Here is a 17,020-nt window from a genome sequence, read left to right as displayed (position 1 = left end):
CGCTACGCCAGATGTTCGGGTTTCACGCTCAGGCTGAGCGTCTGCCCAAAGCGCGGGAGTTTTAGAGTTTTCTTTGCCAGATCCACCTCCGCCTGCGGGTCGAGCTCGATCAGGGCTTTCAAGGTGGGTGTAACCACCAACAAGGAGTTCCACTCCCCTGGCGCCGCGCCGAACATATGCACGGTTAGGATCTCCGTGGGATCCTCGACCCATTCCGGCAACCCATCCCCTTCGGCCTGGCTGCGTCCATACAGCGCCTTGAGTTTGCCCACGGGTTTGGTCTGCGCCGTCGGGGGCGGTGGCGGTGGCGGCGGGGTCGCCGTCGGCTTCGTCAGCAGGTCGATAGCTCGCGCCTTCAGCAGCGCCAGTTTAGGGCCGAGGGCGATGGCGTATTCATCGCTCGCGATGGCCGTTTCCAAGTCCCGCCACACCGCCGCGGCGGAGGCCTTACGCTCATCCGTGAGCGCACGGATGCCTTGGAATATTTTCCAGTCTGCTCCTGCAAGCGCCTGGATTACCTCGTCCGCGCTGAACATACTCTTTGCGAGCGCGACGCTGCTCGACTGCAGGGTGACCCCGGCGAGCCGCTTTATGATTTCATTGCCTGAGGCCTGCCCCAGTCCCTTCAACAAAGCGTCCGCCTCCTTGATCGTATCAAGCCGCGTGCAGCTTTCCATTCTAGGAAAGTGCTCCTCCTTCGCTTTGGTCAGCTGCCTAACGAGGGCCGCCGTCTCGGGCGATAGCTTGGTCACCATTTCAACCAAATTCTTGGCCAGCGTGTCGAGGTTGGTCGCGTTGAGCAGAGGCGAGGAAGAAAGGCCAAATGGTGATTTGGCCCGCTCACAGGCCGCCGTCCAAATGCCTTCCGCCGGCAGCGCGACTTCCTCGAGCACCATTTCGTCGGGCAGGTCGCCGATTCCTCCTCCCACGGAAGCGCCATGGAGTTTGAATACCCGATTGGTCTGCTCGGCATAGGCCAGAATCACCAGATCCTGCACCATGGCGGGCAGGCCCATCGCCAGCGGGAGGTCGATCCACTTGCGCAGCTTGCCCACGCTCAGCGGTGTGGTCGACTGGGCCTGTTGTTTGATGAAGTGCTTCTTCCAGTGGTCACCGATTTGAAAGCGCATCTCGCCCATCTCGCCAAACTTCAGCGGCACCGCCACGCGCAGGATGGGCTTCCGTAGGGACTGCTCGACCACGATACTGGGCTCCGGGTTTTGCACCGCCGTGCGCACGACCTCCAACACCTTGGCGAGACCGCCCTTCGTAAGCCCGGCATCGTCTTCAAAATTCGGGTGACCGGGGTATTGCGCGCCCAGAGCTTGTTCCAGCAAGCGGACCACGCCATCGGCCATGTTGGCCGCCACCGGCGGTTGCAATTGGACCGCAGGATCGAGCGAGAGAAATTGCTCCGCCGGCTCCAGCGAGTTGCTGGGATCCAGATAGTCCTCGCCGCCCGTTCGCAGACCATAGGCCATTTCGAGCTGCGCCATGAGCTGGGTTTTCAACTGGCTGCGCTGATTCTCCAGCTGCCCCCGGGCATTGTCGCGATCGACCTGATTCAGGTGCTGCACGAAGTTGGGGAACTGGTTGTCCTTCAGGATCTGCTCCAGCCGCACAAACACGCCGAGTGACTTCTGCACTTCGTGCCCGAAGAACGACGGTAACCAGCACATCGTGCGCGAGGCTCCGTTCTCTTCCTGAAACTTCTCCATGCGGGCCAGGTCGTCCCGCACGCTGTGCCCGGATTGGTCGAAGGGATAGTCGATCAGCAGCTTCCAGGTCTCCCCGTCCGACTGGATCGTTTCATCCGCAAACTCCCGCAGATTGCCGAAGTGCAGATCGCATTCCCGTTCCGTGCCTTTCCAGCGAAACTTGTGGCGGAAGAACAACTCGTCCTGCCCCGCCACGCCCATCTGCTCGAAGAGCAATTCCTTGAGCTTGCGAATCCGGTTGCCGGGATTGTCGACCGATTCGGCCTGCGCCAGAATTTGCTCCGCATCGACGCCCGAGAGTTGCAGCGAGATTGTAGGGGCGCCGCCCGCGCTTTCACGGATCTTGATCTGTCCCGCCGCCGCCGCCCATTTCTTGAATTTGTTGAGCACGGTCGCGCCTTCCTGCCCGGGGATCGGCGACTTGATGGTGCCGTGATTGAGCGCCGCCAGTCGGCCCGGGGTCATGGCCTTGAGCGCTTCGACTTCCGGCACCAGCGCCGCGAGCAGCAGCGTCTTCATGAGCCGGTCATCGTTGCGCAGCGCCCGCCGCTTGGAATCGTCAAACGGCAGTTCGGCCGCCTGCTCAAACGATAGGTCGTGTTCCTTTTCCAGCAGCGGCTTGAGGTGCAGTTCGTAGAGACGGTGCGCGTTCTCGAAGTGGATCTTCATGTCGGCGCTGAACGCTTCGTCGCCCTGCGACACTTGGTCGAAGAGATCGCCCACCGGCACGATTTGCCCGAGCTGCAGTGTCTCCCGTTGCTCGACCATGAGCAGGGCCATCACCTTGAGCGCGGTGCGCTCGCGTTGCAGCACCGAGGACACCGCCACCAGCGTTTCCACCAGCGCGGGGCTGAAGGGATACAGCTTGCGAAAATCGTCTTTGTTGCCCGTGCGGGTGAGCAACGTGTTCATGACCTCTTCCCGCACCTGCGCGGTGCGGTTGAACTCATCATCGAGCGTCAATCGCGCGGTGTCGTCGATCGGAGCCAGGATGCGCTTGGCAGCGATGGCCGGCAGGTTGCGATCCTCCAGCTTGATCACGCCGAAGCGGCCGTCGTGGTGGTTGAGCACATCGGCAAAGGCCAGGCGCTCCGCTCCGGTCACGTGTTGGCCTACGAGATCGCGCAAGTCTCGCTGACGCGCCACAAAGCTGATGACCGGCACCGGCCGATCCGCTCGCTCCGACTCCACCAATTTCACGACCTTCTGGCCCTCCCGGCTCACAAAGACAGGATCGGCGGCGTAGCTGGCCAGCCATAGAATCAACTCATCGAGGAAGAGGATGAGCCCGTCGTAGCCAATCTCCTTGGCGTGGGCACTCATGATGGCGAGGCCGTCGTCGAGATCCACAAACTCGTCGGTATTGCGCATCGCGGGCAGGTGCGTCTCCACCAGATCTCGCACCAGTCGGCGGTGCGCCTCAGCGGTCGGCGAGCTGTGTCGTGCTGCATCGTAGGTGGTCGCGGTCCACGTGGCCGAGATGTTCCCCCAACCGCCACCGCCTTCGGTTCCTCCCGAGGACGTCGTGGCGTTGAGCTTGGCGAAAAACTTCTCGTCGCCCAACCCTTCGCGAATCTGCTCTCCATTGGCCAACAACCCTTCGGACTTAAACACCGCTGGCGTGGGGGCGTCCGGGAAGTTCCGGTGGATGTGAGCGGCGTAACCACCGAGGATGGCGGATTCGAGATTCTTGGCCCCGATGAGGTGATAGGGCACGAGCATCAACTTCTTCCCCTGCGTCCACGCATTGTGGCTGGCGATGACGTCGGCCAGTTCGGGAATCGATCGGGCGTGGGGATCCTCCTGCAGCAGCAGGTGAAGGATCGCCATGAAGTGACTCTTACCACTACCGAAGCTGCCGTGCAGGTAGGCCGCCCGACTCGTCGACCCGGTCAGCGCGCCCTTCACCAGCTTGAGCGCTTCGTCGAAACACTTCACCAACTGCGGCGTGACTTGGTAGTGCCGCACCGTGCCCGCGGGATCGGTGACGCCCTCGGAGAGGCGCAGGACAAAGTCGCCCTTGCCCACGTGGTCCGGGATCTGGATGAGGTCTTTGATGAAGGTCATGGGAAAACGGGGTCGGTAAAAATAGGGGACGATCAGTCTTCAGCCATCACCTCAAAACGGGCGGTGTTCACTTGATCGAAGGTGAGGTTGTGGGTGCGGCATTCTTCTTCGACGAAGTTGCGGAAATAGTCACCCAGGCCGGAGCCCAGATCGGGGTCGACGGCGTTGTGCCATTGCTGGAGCCACGGCAGTAGGTCGATCAAGCCCGCGAGCAGGAGTTGCAGCTTGGAGACCTCCCACCCTTGGTTGGTTTTGGCGTCGAGGTAATACTCCGCCAGGGCCTGCGCCTGCTGGAGGTGATTCCAGCCGGCCCACGCGATCACCGGTGACGGATCACCGTCGCGCTCGGCGCCCGCGTAGACGATCCAACGCTCCTTGGGCACATCGAGTTTGCCGCGCAGTTTCCAGAACGCCGGTTTCTTGAAATCCTTGCTGGCGTATTTGGGCGGCACCGGGATGTCGCCCACCTGCTTGAGCTGCGTCTGGCGAACGAGCGTCTTCAACTCGGGCTCGAGCATCCCGGCGTTGTCCTCGCGCACCGTGGCCTCGACGACGTCCTCGCGACGCTGCGCCGCCCACGTCGATTCCCAGTCCTCGCGCTTGCGCAGACCCGACGGCTTGTAACGGTGTATCGGTAAATTGGGCACAACCGCCGTGTCGACGAGTTCACGCAAAAGCTTGGGCACGGAGAACCCGCTGCGATCAAGGTAGCATTCCGCGACCATCAGGAAGGTCGCATCGGACTGCACGACATCCGCCAGTTGATTGAGGGTCACCAGATGCGGACCCGACGCCGCCGCGAAACCGTGGTTCGCCGGCACAAACGAACCCGCGAGATCGCAGACGCGCTGGCCCTCGTGGAAGTAACCTTCCAGCCGGGCGAGCATCCACTCACGCGCGGCCTCGGTCCATTGCTCGTCCCATGGTTTGGTATTCCACCGCCGCTTGTATTCCGGTTGTTCGATGAGCTTGAGATTCGGGTTCTCTTGGATCGCGACGTGGCGCCGATGATAGAGCGCCGTGTAGTCGTCCGGCCAATGCGACGGCGGTTCGGTGATGGCTCGGGAGCCAGCCCCAGCATGACGATCGAACCACGTGGTATTGAGCGTGCCCCGCGCCATCTGCCGCGCCATAAAGATCTCAAACGTGCGCTCGCCCAACTCCAAGGGCGGCAGTTCGTCCAGCCGATCCTCCGGCCACAGCAAGTTGTCTGCATCGCTGATGAGTCCGTAAGCGTGGTAGATCTGCCAATCCAGTTCCTCTTGGTAGGCGATGAGCTGGCGACGCTGGCCGGTCCAAGTCTCGCGGGCGCTTGCCAGTCTCGCGTGCAGATCTCCGCTTTCCGGGCCGCTCCACACCGCCAGCGTCGCCGCCGGTGCCTGCTCCTGCATGGCCGTGCTGGTTTGGACGAGCGCGGTGGGGAGCTGTGTAGGCTGGTGCGCGGGGATGGGAAAACTCGCCATTTGCGTGGAAGTGAATTCGTAGAAATCTTCAAAGGCAGCCGTGCGCTGCCGTGCTCCCCTTTGATCAACCGTGCTCCCCTTATTGTGAGCCACTTGTTTGAGCCAAAAGCACGCGGTCGAACTATTCAGCAATCCGACTAGTTCTCGATGGAGAGCATCCGACGCGTCGGTTGTGAGGTTGATGATCGGCGCTGACTGCTTGAACACCTTACTGCCTACATCAAAGACGAACTCGTTATGTGTAGCTACAAACGCGTATGCGATTCGCCTAGTCGCGCGATTTCGCTCCACCGGGATTTGATGATACTCCCAAAAAGGGCGACCGCATTCACGGTATGTTCGTTTGCTGAAATCTCGGCGCTGCTCAAGGACTGCACGCAGGGACCAGAGAAAATTTAGAATCTCAGAATCGGTGACAATGTTGATATGATCGTCGTATGGGAAAAGGCACTCTAAGTCTGAGTTGATGGACCAATCTCGAATTGTATCTCCTTCCACGAACATTCTGCGAATTTTCCGCGACAGCCGTTGAGCTTGTTGTGATCTCTGCGGAAAAATGAACGCGTCATCCTCGCCCACAATCGAGCCAAAACCGGAACTTACGGTAAGCTCCCCGAGTTCATGGTCTTTTGCTCGTTCGAGCAGTTCTTTCAATTCTGCGGCACCGCCGCCACCTATACTCCACGGATGGCGATGAAAATTCGCACGTGGTGAGTCGCCGGCGCTCATCCACTCACTCACGCTTCCTGGCTGGTCTATTTGGCTAACAATGGCCTGCCAAACAAGGCCCTGCGCAGGATTGGCGGGAGTCACTGGTTCTCCCGCAATGCCGAGCACAGTGCGGACGGTGCTACTTACGGGTGACTGATTTTTCCCAACAAGAATAACCGTCGGCGTGCCGTGACCGGGGATATAGGCCCCGGCAGTATCGATGACGTGCGTGAGGTCCCAACGCGGGAGGTAGTCCTCGATAAGTTTCTTACCAAATTCACGCTTCATGAAGGCGTTCCCTGTGATCTGACCCACAAATCCGGCCGTCTTCTGATGCGGAGAACCATCGCCTTTGACCGTGAGGTCGAAGAAGCGCTCCATGAAGGGCACGGAGAGCGAATACTTGCCGTGGCACGAGGGGTAGCGGTCTCGATACAGCGCGCTCACCGCCCGGTCCTTCACCGTGATGTAGGGTGGATTGCCGACCACGGCGTGGTATTGCTGGCCGAGAATTCGATGCAGCGCTTCGCCATCCTCGACTTCGTAGTGGTGCTTCAGTTCATCCTTAAACATCTCTTCGGTATCGAAGGTCCGTTGCTGAGCGCCTTGCAGTTCAAACTGATCGAAGCGGCGGCCGTGCAGCAGCGAATCGCCCGCCGCGAGGTGGATGGAAAACGCCGGCGCGTTTTTGAGTCGCGTGATGCCGCAGGCCTTGAGCGCCACGAGCAGCAAACGGAACCGGGCGATGGCCACGGCGAAGGGATTCAGATCCACGCCGTAAACGCCATCGAGCGCCTTTTGCGCGAGCACCCGCGGGTTCTCCTGCGGCTGGTGTTTTTGCCACAGGCGGAAGAGGCGATCAAAGGCCCCGAGCAGGAAGTGACCCGAACCGCAGGTCGGGTCGATGAGCCGCACCTCCTTATAACCAAAGGTCTCGATCGCCGGCGTGAGCGTGCGATCGAGGATGAATTCCTCAATAAAATCGGGCGTCTGCAACAGCGCGTATTTCTTCCGCGCCGCCTCCGACAGGTCCTGGTAAAGGTCGCCCAGAAATCGGGTGTTCCACACGGGGTCGGTGAAGTCAAAGGCCAGCGCCCCGGTTGTCTCGTCGGTGCGCCGCCAGAACGTGACCAAGGCCTCCGCGGCGTCACCCGAGGGCGCCACCAACCACAGCGGGTTGTGCCGCCGGTCAAAAAACTCCACCATGCCGGGCAGGCGGCCGACGTCGTTGAACACCGTTTCCAGATACTCCCGCTCGGTCGACGTGGGGTGCTGGCGAAAGAAGAGTTCATGCTCGTCCTCAGCCCGCTTTAAACGCGCCCCTGGCCCCGCGAGGCGCGGCACCTCGACCAGTTCGTTGTCCTCCAGAAAGCGCACAAACACGCAGGCGAGCACCCACGCCACCGCCACTTGCGTGAGCTGTTCATCCCGCCACGCGGCATAGGTGATCGCCGTGCGTTTCCGCGCCTTGGCCGCGTCATACTGCGCCCGCAACGGCGCATCAATCGCCTTGTCGTCCGCGCAACGGGTCCGCAGGTCATCCTCCAGCGCGGAGACCTGGGCTTTGAGGGCCGATAAGAGGGGTTTGGAGGTGATCATGGGAGTCTAAATTCGGAATCAGCCGCGATGCTTGTTGGACAGCCACGCGTCGTTGAGTCGCACATGCTGGGCCGCATTGCCCGTGACCATGGGAATCGCCCGTTGGTTGAGCGTCGGCAGCGGGTTCTGATCGCTGGCCGGCAGCAGCACCCAGATACCCTGAACGCCGTCGGTCCGCCCGACTTCGCCGGCCAGTTCGGCGAGCACGTTCATGCGGTCGTAGCGGGCCAGCAGACCGGGATTGATCAGGAGCTTCGTCTTCTGCGGCGAGCGCATGGCGGTCTTGAGCGCGGGAATGCAGCGATCGATCAGCACATTGAGGTTTTTCCACGCGAGGGAGTCGGGCGCAGCCGCATCGGCCTGCAAGACAATCTGCCAATCCGCCCCGCCGCGCTGCGCCTCCTGCTTCATTTGCGAAAGAAACACCGCATCGAGGTCACAGATTTCGACGGGGAAACGATCCGACAATTCCTCCTCGGCCCGCTTGAGCAGGCCCGGAGGCACCGCGAGCGTGAGAAAGGCCCCGTGCTTGGCGGCATGAGTGAGCTTGCCCTCAAGGTTTCGCGCCTCGGCGATCTGGGGAGAGACATCACCCGGCCGGGCCGCCGACAGGCGGGTCTGGTAGCGCTCGGTCAGGGTCTCGGAGGTGTAATCACCGGTGCCCTTCTCCACGCCGGGGATTTCGTAGGCTCCCTGCCCGTCGGCCGCGGCGGGGTTCCACGTCAGTTCGATGCCGAGCGAGGTGATGAGTTTGTCGAGCTCGGGTCGGTCGGGCAGCGGGGCGGCCTGCGAGTAGCGGGCAGCAATTCGGCTGCGAAGCTCGGCCACCGTAAGCAATCCACCAAAGAAGGCATTTTGCGCCAGCGTGAGGGAGCGCTCGGGCGCGAGGTCGACGGGGTAGATCTCACGGCGACTGGAAAGGGCGGCGCGCTTCGACGCGGCGGCACCGAGCTGGCAGAGACGATTGTCCGACATGGGAGCGACCTGCTCCGGCAAGTCGGGAACAGGGATCGCCCGCAGCGCTGTGATGACGCTCGGCGGGCTCGGCAGGGGATCCTGGGCAGCGAGTTCGTCGGCCGCGCTGCCTAGCTTTTGTGCGAACGCTTTCAGCTCGGGCGCGACCGCAATGTAGATATGGCCGTCGCTGCGGAATTCTTGAAAACGGGGCTCCTTCTGGTGGCGCTCGGTCTCGATGGCCGCCCGCACCACGACCGAGGCCATCTGCGTGCGCTGCGCGTCGTCAAACGAGGAGCCGCGCGCGGCGAGAATCGAGTCGATCATCTCCCGATGCACGGCCACGCCGCCCACGGAACACAGCAGCTCATAGATGGAGTCCCGCAGGCCGGTGACCGCAGGGAATTTGGTCCAGCGCAGACGGGCCTGCGTGACGACCTGCCCGATGCGTTGACGCGTAACCCCGAGCGCGGGAGCGATGTCGCTCTGGCTGGTCCAGTCGAGCGGGGAGACGCCTTCCGGGAGTTGCCAGCCGAGAAAGCGCTGCAGCATCTCCTGCTCGGCCACGCGATCCGTGCCTCGTCCGATGATGGCGACCTGCTTGGCAATGACGTCGACACTGGCCACGGCGTCGGGGGTGGCGGTCGTCGAATCGTTCTCGAGATCCGCAATGGCTTTGGCCGGATCGATCTCGAGTTCGGGTAACCGCCGGCGCAGCTCCCAGACGAGCCGGCCGAGTTCGCGGCGGGTTTTGTTGCCGACCCCCGGCAACCGTTGGATGCGCCGGATATTCACCGCGATCAGGTCGGCGACGGTCACGAGGTTGAGCCGGTCGAGCGTGTTGAGCAGGCGCGTGCTCAGACCCAACAACACGAGCTGGGTGCCCGCCGTGACATTGTCCGGAATCTGGGTGGTGGCGTCTTCGTCGTGATCGGTCTTGGGCTTGTCGACCGCCACGAAGACATGATTCCACGCGTCCAGCATGGCGGACGGATTGTCGAACCGCTGGCTGAAGTCTCGTCGCAGAGCCTGGTTGAAAAACGCGCTGAAGCGCTCCCGCAGATCCGGGTCAAACAACTCGGGCCGGATGGAAACTTCGTCCGCGATCGCCGCGGGATCGCTCTTGCCGTCGCCCCAGGAGGGGAGCAGGCCCGTCGCCATCTCGTGCAACGTCATCGCGGCGGAAAACAGCTCGGAACTCACATCCCAGCGTTTCACTTTTCGCTCGGAAATAAACGGATCGAGATAGGCGGCGGTGCCGACCTTGATATCCTCGGGAGAAGTATTGGAGAGGGAGAAATCGAACAGGCAAAGCTTCTGCTCTTTTTTGCCGGGCACGCGCACGCCGATGTTGTCGGGTTTGATGTCGCGGTGGGTGATGCCGTGCTCGTCGAGATCCCGCACGGTGCGAAGCAGGTCGTCGCCAAAACGCTGGAGCAGAGTCAGGTCGAGCGGACCTTCGCGGGTGATGCGACGAGCCAGCGTCTCCTCGCCCGCACTCTCCATGGTGAAGCCAACCAGTTCATCAAAATGGTGCACCGCGTGGGGCTTCACGACCTCGCGGAACTGCAGGTCCTTGAGCTTCTCCAGGATCTCAAACTCACGCTGGATGCGCTGGTTGTATTTTGAATCCCGCGCGACCTTAAGGACCCATTGCGAGTCGCCTAGATTGACCACGTAGGTCTTCGATACCGCGCCGCTGCCCAGCGATTTCTCAACCACAAAACCGCCCGCCAAACGGTCACCCTTCTTCGCCTCGAGGGGGTTGGCTTTCTCTTCTTCGTCGGGACGGGTCAGTTCCTCCTCGATGCAATCCAGCCCCGCCAGGAAATCTGCCACCGGCCAACGATCACTCGCGACCCCGTTGGCGCTGCTCTTCACCAAGTCGTCCAAGGTGTCCACCGCGCCATCCATGGCCTCGCGAACATTCAACCCATTGCTCAAGCTGGATCGCAGCTTCTGCTGGAGTTCGGCAATCGACTCGGCCGGGGGCCTACCCGTGAAGAGAAGATAAGTGAGGGCGCCGAGAGAGAAGACGTCCATTTCTCCGCCGCCATCTGCGCCACCCACAAAAGCCTCCGGGGCCAGGTAAACCAGCGAAGTATCCTCCACCAATTGGCCCGCATGCAGCGTGTTGGACAACTGCATCGTGCCCGACCCGGTCGAACTCGGCAGTCTGCCGCCGGTCTGCCAGTTGAAAATCTGCACGACCAGTTTGGTGGGGCCGTCGCGCCGAATCAAAATGCTGCGCGGGCTGAGGCTCCGATGAAGGACCTTCTTCCCGTGGGCGTATTGAATGATCTCCGTGATTTGCCGCAGGATATCGAGCCGGTCATGGACGGTGAGTGCCGTCCCCTCGTTCTTAAGAAACTGGTCAAGCGGCAGAAAGTCCGGCGAACGCCGGAAGAACAGCACCGGACCGTGATCGGATTCAGTCGGCGGATCGGCTTTAAGAATACCCGGGTGGTCGAGGAGTTCGAGCAGCCGGAACTCCCGATGGGCGGCCTCGGTGATGATTTTCTTCTCCGCTGCGGTGCTCTGCCGGGCCACCATGTAGATGCGGGCAAAGCGTTTCGTCGATTCGATCGAGACATGCTTGGCCGTCCAATCCTGATAAGCACCGGTGGGGCTGTCGAAGACCAGCTGATCCAACATGAAATCGCCCACGCGTCGGGCGCTCTGCGAAGGCCTAATCCCGGCCTGATCCATGGCCCGGGAGAGCGCGCGGATCATCGGACGATTGACGGGAGAGGACGTAAATTGTTTGAGACCCGGGCAGACCCGCCGTTGCAACGCAGCCATGACACCGGGTCGTTCAGGCGATCCACCTTTGGCCGCGATGTCCCGCAACGCGACATTGCTGGCGGCGACGGCGGAGAGCTGGTTCTTCGCATCCGAATGGGAAACGAAAATCAGCGGTTCAAAATAGGGAACCGACTGGTTCTTGAACGCATTTTGTCGGGCGAGCAGCGACTTAAGGCGTTTGCATTTCCGGTTAGCGAGCAGACGGGGGTTTTCCCGCGTCTTGCGCTTCCCCTCATGTTCCCACGTCCAATTCATGGTGTCGCCGGAAAGCGTCCCAGGGTTGCTCTTTATCTCGACGAGGAAGACGCCCTGCGGACAGACCACCAACAAATCAACCTCGTTGATCGAACCATCATCGGCGATGAATTCAAAATTGGCCCAAGCCCGGTAATTGTCCTGCGCAGGAAACCGTTCGAACACAAAGTCGAGCGCCTCCTGTTCCCAAGGAAACAGAGACGGCGAAATCGTCTTCCAGTATTTTTCAGGCGGGGGCATGCGGGGAGTGCAAAAGGTTCTGCTAGTGAGAGAATAATTCGCAAGCAATCACAGCGAGGCCAGCGCCGGGATTCCGCCCGAAGGAGGCAGGAGTCTTATTGCTTAAACACCAAGGGATTGAAGGTGTAAAGGTCGGCGGACTGGGATACGGTATTTGATTGAATCAGATGGTTCATTTTGCCGGGCCGACTCCACGGATGGCGGGCAAATGATTTCGACTCATATTTGCTCCTTCCGAATTCGAGGCTGTTGCCTTGCCTCGTATGCACTGAGGGGGGGGGGCGGTCGTGTTATGGATGGGGCATGGGAGTAGTTCCGCACCTTTGGTCGGTGTAAGTTCACGGCGAGACGTTCCGTCAGCACTTGGCTGACTTGTTGAACCGCTGCAGGCTCCGTTTGCTTCGCTTTATTCGCAAACGATCGGAGCTTCCGGACCGCTCCGTCAAATCGACTACTACTGCCCACGAGAATCAGGGCAGAGTTGCGTTAAATTGCCGGATAGGCGGGCGTCCAATTGCCGGATTGGGTCGTGTCGGATAGGATGATGGAGTCTCGTCTGATTGTAGCCCTCGGGATGAGCGATTGTCGCAGGAAGCGACTACGGTCAGCAATGACGCTTGGGAGTGGTGGACGTGCCTGTCTGGGGTCGTGACGCGTGACCGGGGGCGGCGATGATGGGTTCCAGGCCGGCGGCCCGGGAGCGGTTGATGGCATTGATGGCGGCCCGCTTGAAAGCGGCCTCCGCCCCCTGAAAATCCGGGTCATCAGAAAGCTGCACAGTGGTTGGCGAGGTGGAGGTCGGTTGATAGGGAGCCGCTTCTTCCATGGTGGTATGAGGTGGGACACGGATTCCGGTGGCCAGCAAATGTGCAGGTGCACTGGCGGCGTCGTAGATCGCCCATTCGTCTACGATATGCCGGTAGTCGTTCTGGAGGTTTTTCCAACCTCGTTCATGGCGGCGTCGAATCGTATCCGCCGGAATGTCATGTCCGCCCAAACGAACCCGGCGTGCCACCCGCGCTATCGCAATTTCTGGGTCGGGGAGTTTGAGGAAGTAGAGCTTCACGCGATAGCCGAGCGCCTGCCATGCGGGAATCATGCGGAGGTAGCTTCTGGTCGCCAGGGTGGTCTCAAAGGCGAAATTCTGTCCGGTGGATGACAGGGCGCGAAGGCGATTGAGCATGAGGCGTCCGGCGGTGAAAGCGACGTGATCGGGGCGAAACGGGCTCAGTCCGGCGGCGATCAGGTCTGCATTTACGAACTCGGGGCAACCCGCTTCGTGAGGGAGAAACTCTTCGGCGAAAGTGGTCTTTCCCGCCCCATTGGGTCCGGCGATAATCAGGATTTTCTTCATGCCGTTGGGTTTCGGTCAGGGCGCATCCTGCCGCAGGAAGGCTTGGAGGTCTCTGGCGAATTTGTCGCCGATGCCGGGGACTTCGGCGAGGGCGGTGGCGCTGGCGGCTTTGAGTTTGTCGATGCTGCCAAAGTGATCGAGCAACGCCGTGCGGCGGGCGGGACCGAGGCCGGGAAAATCGTCCAGAATGGACTCCTTGATCTTCTTACTCCGCAGGTCGGCGTTGAAGGTGTTGGCAAAGCGGTGGGCTTCGTCGCGGAGGCGTTGGAGGAGTTGCAGGCCGGGGTCGGTGAGGCCGAGGTTCAGCGGTTCGCGTTCGTCGTGGAAGATGATGGTCTCGTGTTTCTTCGCCAGGCCGATCAGGGCGGGCGGTTCGAGGTCGAGGGCGACGAAGCTCTTTAACGCGGCCCCGATCTGGCCGCGGCCGCCGTCGATCACGACGAGGTCGGGCAGGGCGCGGCCTTCGTCACGGAGGCGGCGGTAGCGGCGGCCAACGACTTCTTCCATGGCGCGGAAGTCGTCGTTGCCGATGAAGCTCTTAATCTTGAACCGGCGATACTGGGCTTTGTCGGGTTTGCCGTGCGTGAAGTGCACCATGGAGGCGACGACGTAGGTGCCGCTGATGTGCGAGATGTCGAAGCACTCCATGTGTTCGGGCACGGCGGGCAGGGCGAGGGCGTCGCGCAGGCGGCCGAGCGCTTCGTCGTCGGTGCGCACGACGGGATGGTCGCGTTCGAAGCGGCGGGTTTTTTGCAACGTGCCTTCGAGCGCGAACACGATGTCGCGCAGCTCGGCCGCTTTTTCAAAGGCCTGTTTGGCGGCGGCGGCCTGCATTTCCTCGCGCAGGGATTCGAGCCATTCGCGGGACTTGCCGTCGAGGAAGGCACAGGCTTCGTCGACGCGGGCGCGGTAGTCGTCGACGGTGACTTCGTTGATGTGGCCGTAAATTTCCTGGCGCACGTCGTCGTAGAGCCGCCAGCGGCCGTCGGGCAGGCGTTGCGGGGTGGAGTCGCCGAGCAGGATGCCGAACTGACGGCGCATTTGGACGAGGGTTTTGCGCAACAGGCCACTGTGGGCGAAGGGGCCGAAGTAGCGCGAACGGTTGTCCTTGCGGAAGCGGGTGAGGCGGAAGCGGGGCAGAGGTTCACCGAGGTCGACTCGCACGAGCAGGAAGCGTTTGTCGTCGATGAAGTCGGTGTTGTATTTCGGTTTCCACTGCTTGATGAGGCGGCCTTCGAGCAGCAGGGCTTCGGGCTCGGACTTGACCTCAATGGTGTCGAAATCGGCGATCATATCGATGAGCGCACGGATTTTGGGCGAGTGGGCGTGGGAGCGAGACGGGGTGAAATAGGTGCCGACCCGCTTTTTAAGCGCCTTGGCTTTGCCGACATAGATGATGCGCCCCAGGCGGTCTTTCATCAGGTAGACGCCGGGCTTTTCGGGCAGGCGGCGGACCTTTTCTTTCAATTCGGGGGAGGCGCTCATCGAGTTAGTCTAAAGGGATCATTCAAAATGAATTGAACCGGTCGCTGGAAAAATGGGGAGTTTAACTTAGTTTAGTGGTCTGCCAATGGTTTCTCCGTCTCCCTCCCAACTCAGCGCTTCCTCAAAGCGGGTTAATTTCGAGCTCATCACGCTCGGCGACGAGCTGTTGCTGGGGCTCACGGCCAACGGTCATTTGACGTTCGTGGGACAAGAACTGCGGAAACGCGGAACGCAACTCTCGCGCAATGTTACGATCTCCGACGACATCGAATCCATCACGGCCCAATTTCGCGAGAGTTGGGCGCGGGCCGATGTCGTGATCACGACCGGCGGGCTGGGGCCGACGTGTGACGATCGCACGCGCGAAGTGATTGCGGAGGCATTGGGACAGAAACTGGTTTTCGATCCCGCGATCGAGGCGGCGATGTTGGAGCGGTTCAAATCGTTTGGTCGGCGCATGACGGATAACAATCTCAAGCAGGCCTACCGTTTCGCCGACGGGGAAGTCATCCCCAACGCCCACGGCACGGCTCCGGGGTTGTGGTATGCGGCGGATGGCAAGGTGTTGGTCATGCTGCCGGGTCCGCCCAACGAATTGCAGCCCATGCTGACCGAGCAGGTGTTGCCCAAGCTCGCCGCGCTCGGGTTGCTCACGGAAGGGGAAGTCTACGTGCAGTTGCGCACGGCGGGTATCGGCGAGTCGGCGCTGGAGACGCGTTTGCAGCCCATTTTTCAAGCGCATGCCGGTCGGCTCAATGTCGCCTTTTGCGCCCACCAAGGGCAGGTCGATTGTCGCCTGAGTTCGGCCAGCGCCGACCTGTCCGCCGACGACGTGCAGGCGATCGCGGAGAAGTGTGCGAAATTGCTCGGAGAAAACTTCATGGGTTTCGGGCATGATTCACTGGCCAAGCATTGCGCGGACATGTTGCGCGCCGCCGAGGCAACCCTCGCGGTGGCGGAGACGGCCACCGGAGGCATGTTGGCGAGCGCGTTCACCGACATCTGCGGGGCGACCAAGTTTTTTGCGGGTGGTTCGGTGTGCTACTCCAACCAGTCCAAAATGCAGCTCCTGGATGTGCCGGAGGACATTCTCATGCAGCACGGCGCGGTGAGTGCGGAAAACGCCGTCGCGATGGCGGCAGGCGCGGCGGAAAAACTCGGCGCCGACTACGGGCTCGCCATCACCGGATTTGCCGGTCCCTGCGGGGGCACCAACGAGAACCCGATCGGCACGATGTTTGTGGCGCTCTACACGCCGGTCGGGGTGTGGTCGAAGCGACTGCGGTATCCAGGTCGTCGTGACGCCGTCAATCGGCGGGCGGTCAACGCCGCGCTTGATTGGCTGCGGCGCGAACTGGTGCGCGCGCGAGACAGCGAAGCGGCTTTGCCGCGCGCGATCGATCTCGACGCCTAGGCGAACGAATGCCGCGCGCGCCGCGCTTAGCCCATGAGGTTGCGCAGGGCGGCGAGGTATTTTTCCTGCGTGCGGGCGATGGTCGCGGCGGGCAGCCGGGGCGCGGGCGGCGACTTGTCCCAGGCCACCGCTTCGAGGTGGTCGCGCACGAACTGCTTGTCGTAACTGGGGGGCGAGCAATCGATGCGGTATTCGTCGGCGGGCCAGTAACGGGAGGAGTCGGGCGTGAGGACTTCGTCGATGAGCACGAGTTGGCCGGTGCGGTCGGTGCCGAACTCGAATTTGGTGTCGGCCAGGATCATGCCGGCGGCGGCGGCGGTGTCGTGGCCGCGCTGATACAGCGCGAGGCTGACGGCCTTGACCTGCTCATAGAGCGCGGGCCCGATTTCGGCGGCACCCTCGGCATCGTTGATGGGCTCGTCGTGGTCGCCGACGGCCGCTTTGGTCGTCGGCGTGAACAATGGCGCGGGTAGGCGGGCCGCCTGGGCCAGACCGGGTGCGAGCACGTGGCCGCAGACTTGGCCGCTCTCTTGGTAGGATTTCCAGCCGCTGCCGACGAGATAGCCGCGCACGACGCATTCGATGGTGAGGGGGGTGAGTTTGCGCACGATCATGGAGCGCAGTTGCAGGTCGCGATCGGTGATGCCGCGGCGGGCAAACTCGGCCGCTTGGTCGGGGAACAGGTGATTGGGAATCAGGTCGGCGGTGCGCTCGAACCACCACAGGCTGATTTGGTTGAGCAGGATGCCTTTGCCGGGAATGCCGTCGGGCAGAATCACGTCGAACGCGGACAGGCGGTCCGTCGCGACCAGGAGCAGGGCGTCACCGAGGTCGAAGATCTCCCGCACTTTGCCGGAAGCGAGCAGCGGGAAAGGGAGGCCCTCGACCGTGAGGCGGGCGGAAGCGGGCAGGGCGGCGGCAATCTCGGCGGTGGTCATCGATGAGAGTTTTTGGA

6 protein-coding genes and 1 pseudogene are annotated in these 17,020 nt (G+C 61.8%); 1 reads left to right on the top strand and 6 read right to left on the bottom strand.

All coding sequences use genetic code 11. The features are described 5' to 3' along the window. Nucleotides 1-2: 2 nt before the first annotated feature. The 5 genes and pseudogenes from PXH66_RS17435 to PXH66_RS17415 all read right to left on the bottom strand — a co-directional run bounded on the left by PXH66_RS17435 (nt 3) and on the right by PXH66_RS17415 (nt 14,651). On the bottom strand, nt 3-3,785 hold the full coding sequence (locus PXH66_RS17435; RefSeq protein WP_330928031.1) for a BREX-2 system ATPase PglY family protein: 3,783 nt from the start codon (nt 3,783-3,785) through the stop codon (nt 3-5). A 32-nt stretch (nt 3,786-3,817) separates the two neighbouring features. Beyond that, the gene (gene pglX / locus PXH66_RS17430; protein WP_330928030.1) at nt 3,818-7,558 is read right to left on the bottom strand and encodes a BREX-2 system adenine-specific DNA-methyltransferase PglX; all 3,741 of its coding nucleotides are present in this window, start codon (nt 7,556-7,558) and stop codon (nt 3,818-3,820) included. A gap of 18 nt (nt 7,559-7,576) precedes the next feature. Continuing rightward, complete coding sequence (gene pglW, locus PXH66_RS17425) at nt 7,577-11,812, bottom strand: BREX system serine/threonine kinase PglW (protein ID WP_330928029.1); 4,236 nt, start codon at nt 11,810-11,812, stop codon at nt 7,577-7,579. An 850-nt stretch (nt 11,813-12,662) separates the two neighbouring features. Continuing rightward, nucleotides 12,663-13,166: pseudogene (locus PXH66_RS23155) on the bottom strand (ATPase); the annotation flags it as partial. 15 nt (nt 13,167-13,181) lie between these two features. Continuing rightward, nucleotides 13,182-14,651 carry an excinuclease ABC subunit UvrC gene (locus PXH66_RS17415; RefSeq protein WP_330928027.1) on the bottom strand — a complete coding sequence of 490 codons (1,470 nt, stop codon included), beginning with the start codon at nt 14,649-14,651 and terminating at the stop codon, nt 13,182-13,184. Nucleotides 14,652-14,736: 85 nt separating this feature from the next. On the opposite strand from PXH66_RS17415, the gene PXH66_RS17410 reads away from it, so the two are divergent. Then, nucleotides 14,737-16,065: a CinA family nicotinamide mononucleotide deamidase-related protein gene (locus tag PXH66_RS17410; RefSeq protein WP_330928026.1), complete on the top strand. Its 1,329-nt coding sequence runs from the start codon at nt 14,737-14,739 to the stop codon at nt 16,063-16,065. Nucleotides 16,066-16,091: 26 nt separating this feature from the next. On the opposite strand, the gene PXH66_RS17405 is transcribed toward PXH66_RS17410, so the two are convergent. Continuing rightward, nucleotides 16,092-17,003, bottom strand: coding sequence for a phosphoribosylaminoimidazolesuccinocarboxamide synthase (locus tag PXH66_RS17405; RefSeq protein WP_330928025.1), 912 nt, complete (start codon nt 17,001-17,003; stop codon nt 16,092-16,094). Nucleotides 17,004-17,020 lie beyond the last annotated feature (17 nt).

The sequence above is a fragment of the Synoicihabitans lomoniglobus genome (assembly GCF_029023725.1).
Taxonomy (GTDB): domain Bacteria; phylum Verrucomicrobiota; class Verrucomicrobiia; order Opitutales; family Opitutaceae; genus Actomonas; species Actomonas lomonigloba.
The sequence above is the reverse complement of the archived record's forward strand: the minus strand, read 5'-3'. Positions and strand labels throughout refer to the sequence as shown.

Excerpts from the sequence above, each read along its gene's own strand:
- PXH66_RS17405 (WP_330928025.1), bottom strand. The coding sequence starts at position 17,003 with ATGACCACCGCCGAGATTGCCGCCGCCCTGCCCGCTTCCGCCCGCCTC.
- PXH66_RS17410 (WP_330928026.1), top strand. The coding sequence starts at position 14,737 with ATGGTTTCTCCGTCTCCCTCCCAACTCAGCGCTTCCTCAAAGCGGGTT.
- PXH66_RS17415 (WP_330928027.1), bottom strand. The coding sequence starts at position 14,651 with ATGAGCGCCTCCCCCGAATTGAAAGAAAAGGTCCGCCGCCTGCCCGAA.
- PXH66_RS17435 (WP_330928031.1), bottom strand. The coding sequence starts at position 3,785 with ATGACCTTCATCAAAGACCTCATCCAGATCCCGGACCACGTGGGCAAG.
- pglX (WP_330928030.1), bottom strand. The coding sequence starts at position 7,558 with ATGATCACCTCCAAACCCCTCTTATCGGCCCTCAAAGCCCAGGTCTCC.
- pglW (WP_330928029.1), bottom strand. The coding sequence starts at position 11,812 with ATGCCCCCGCCTGAAAAATACTGGAAGACGATTTCGCCGTCTCTGTTT.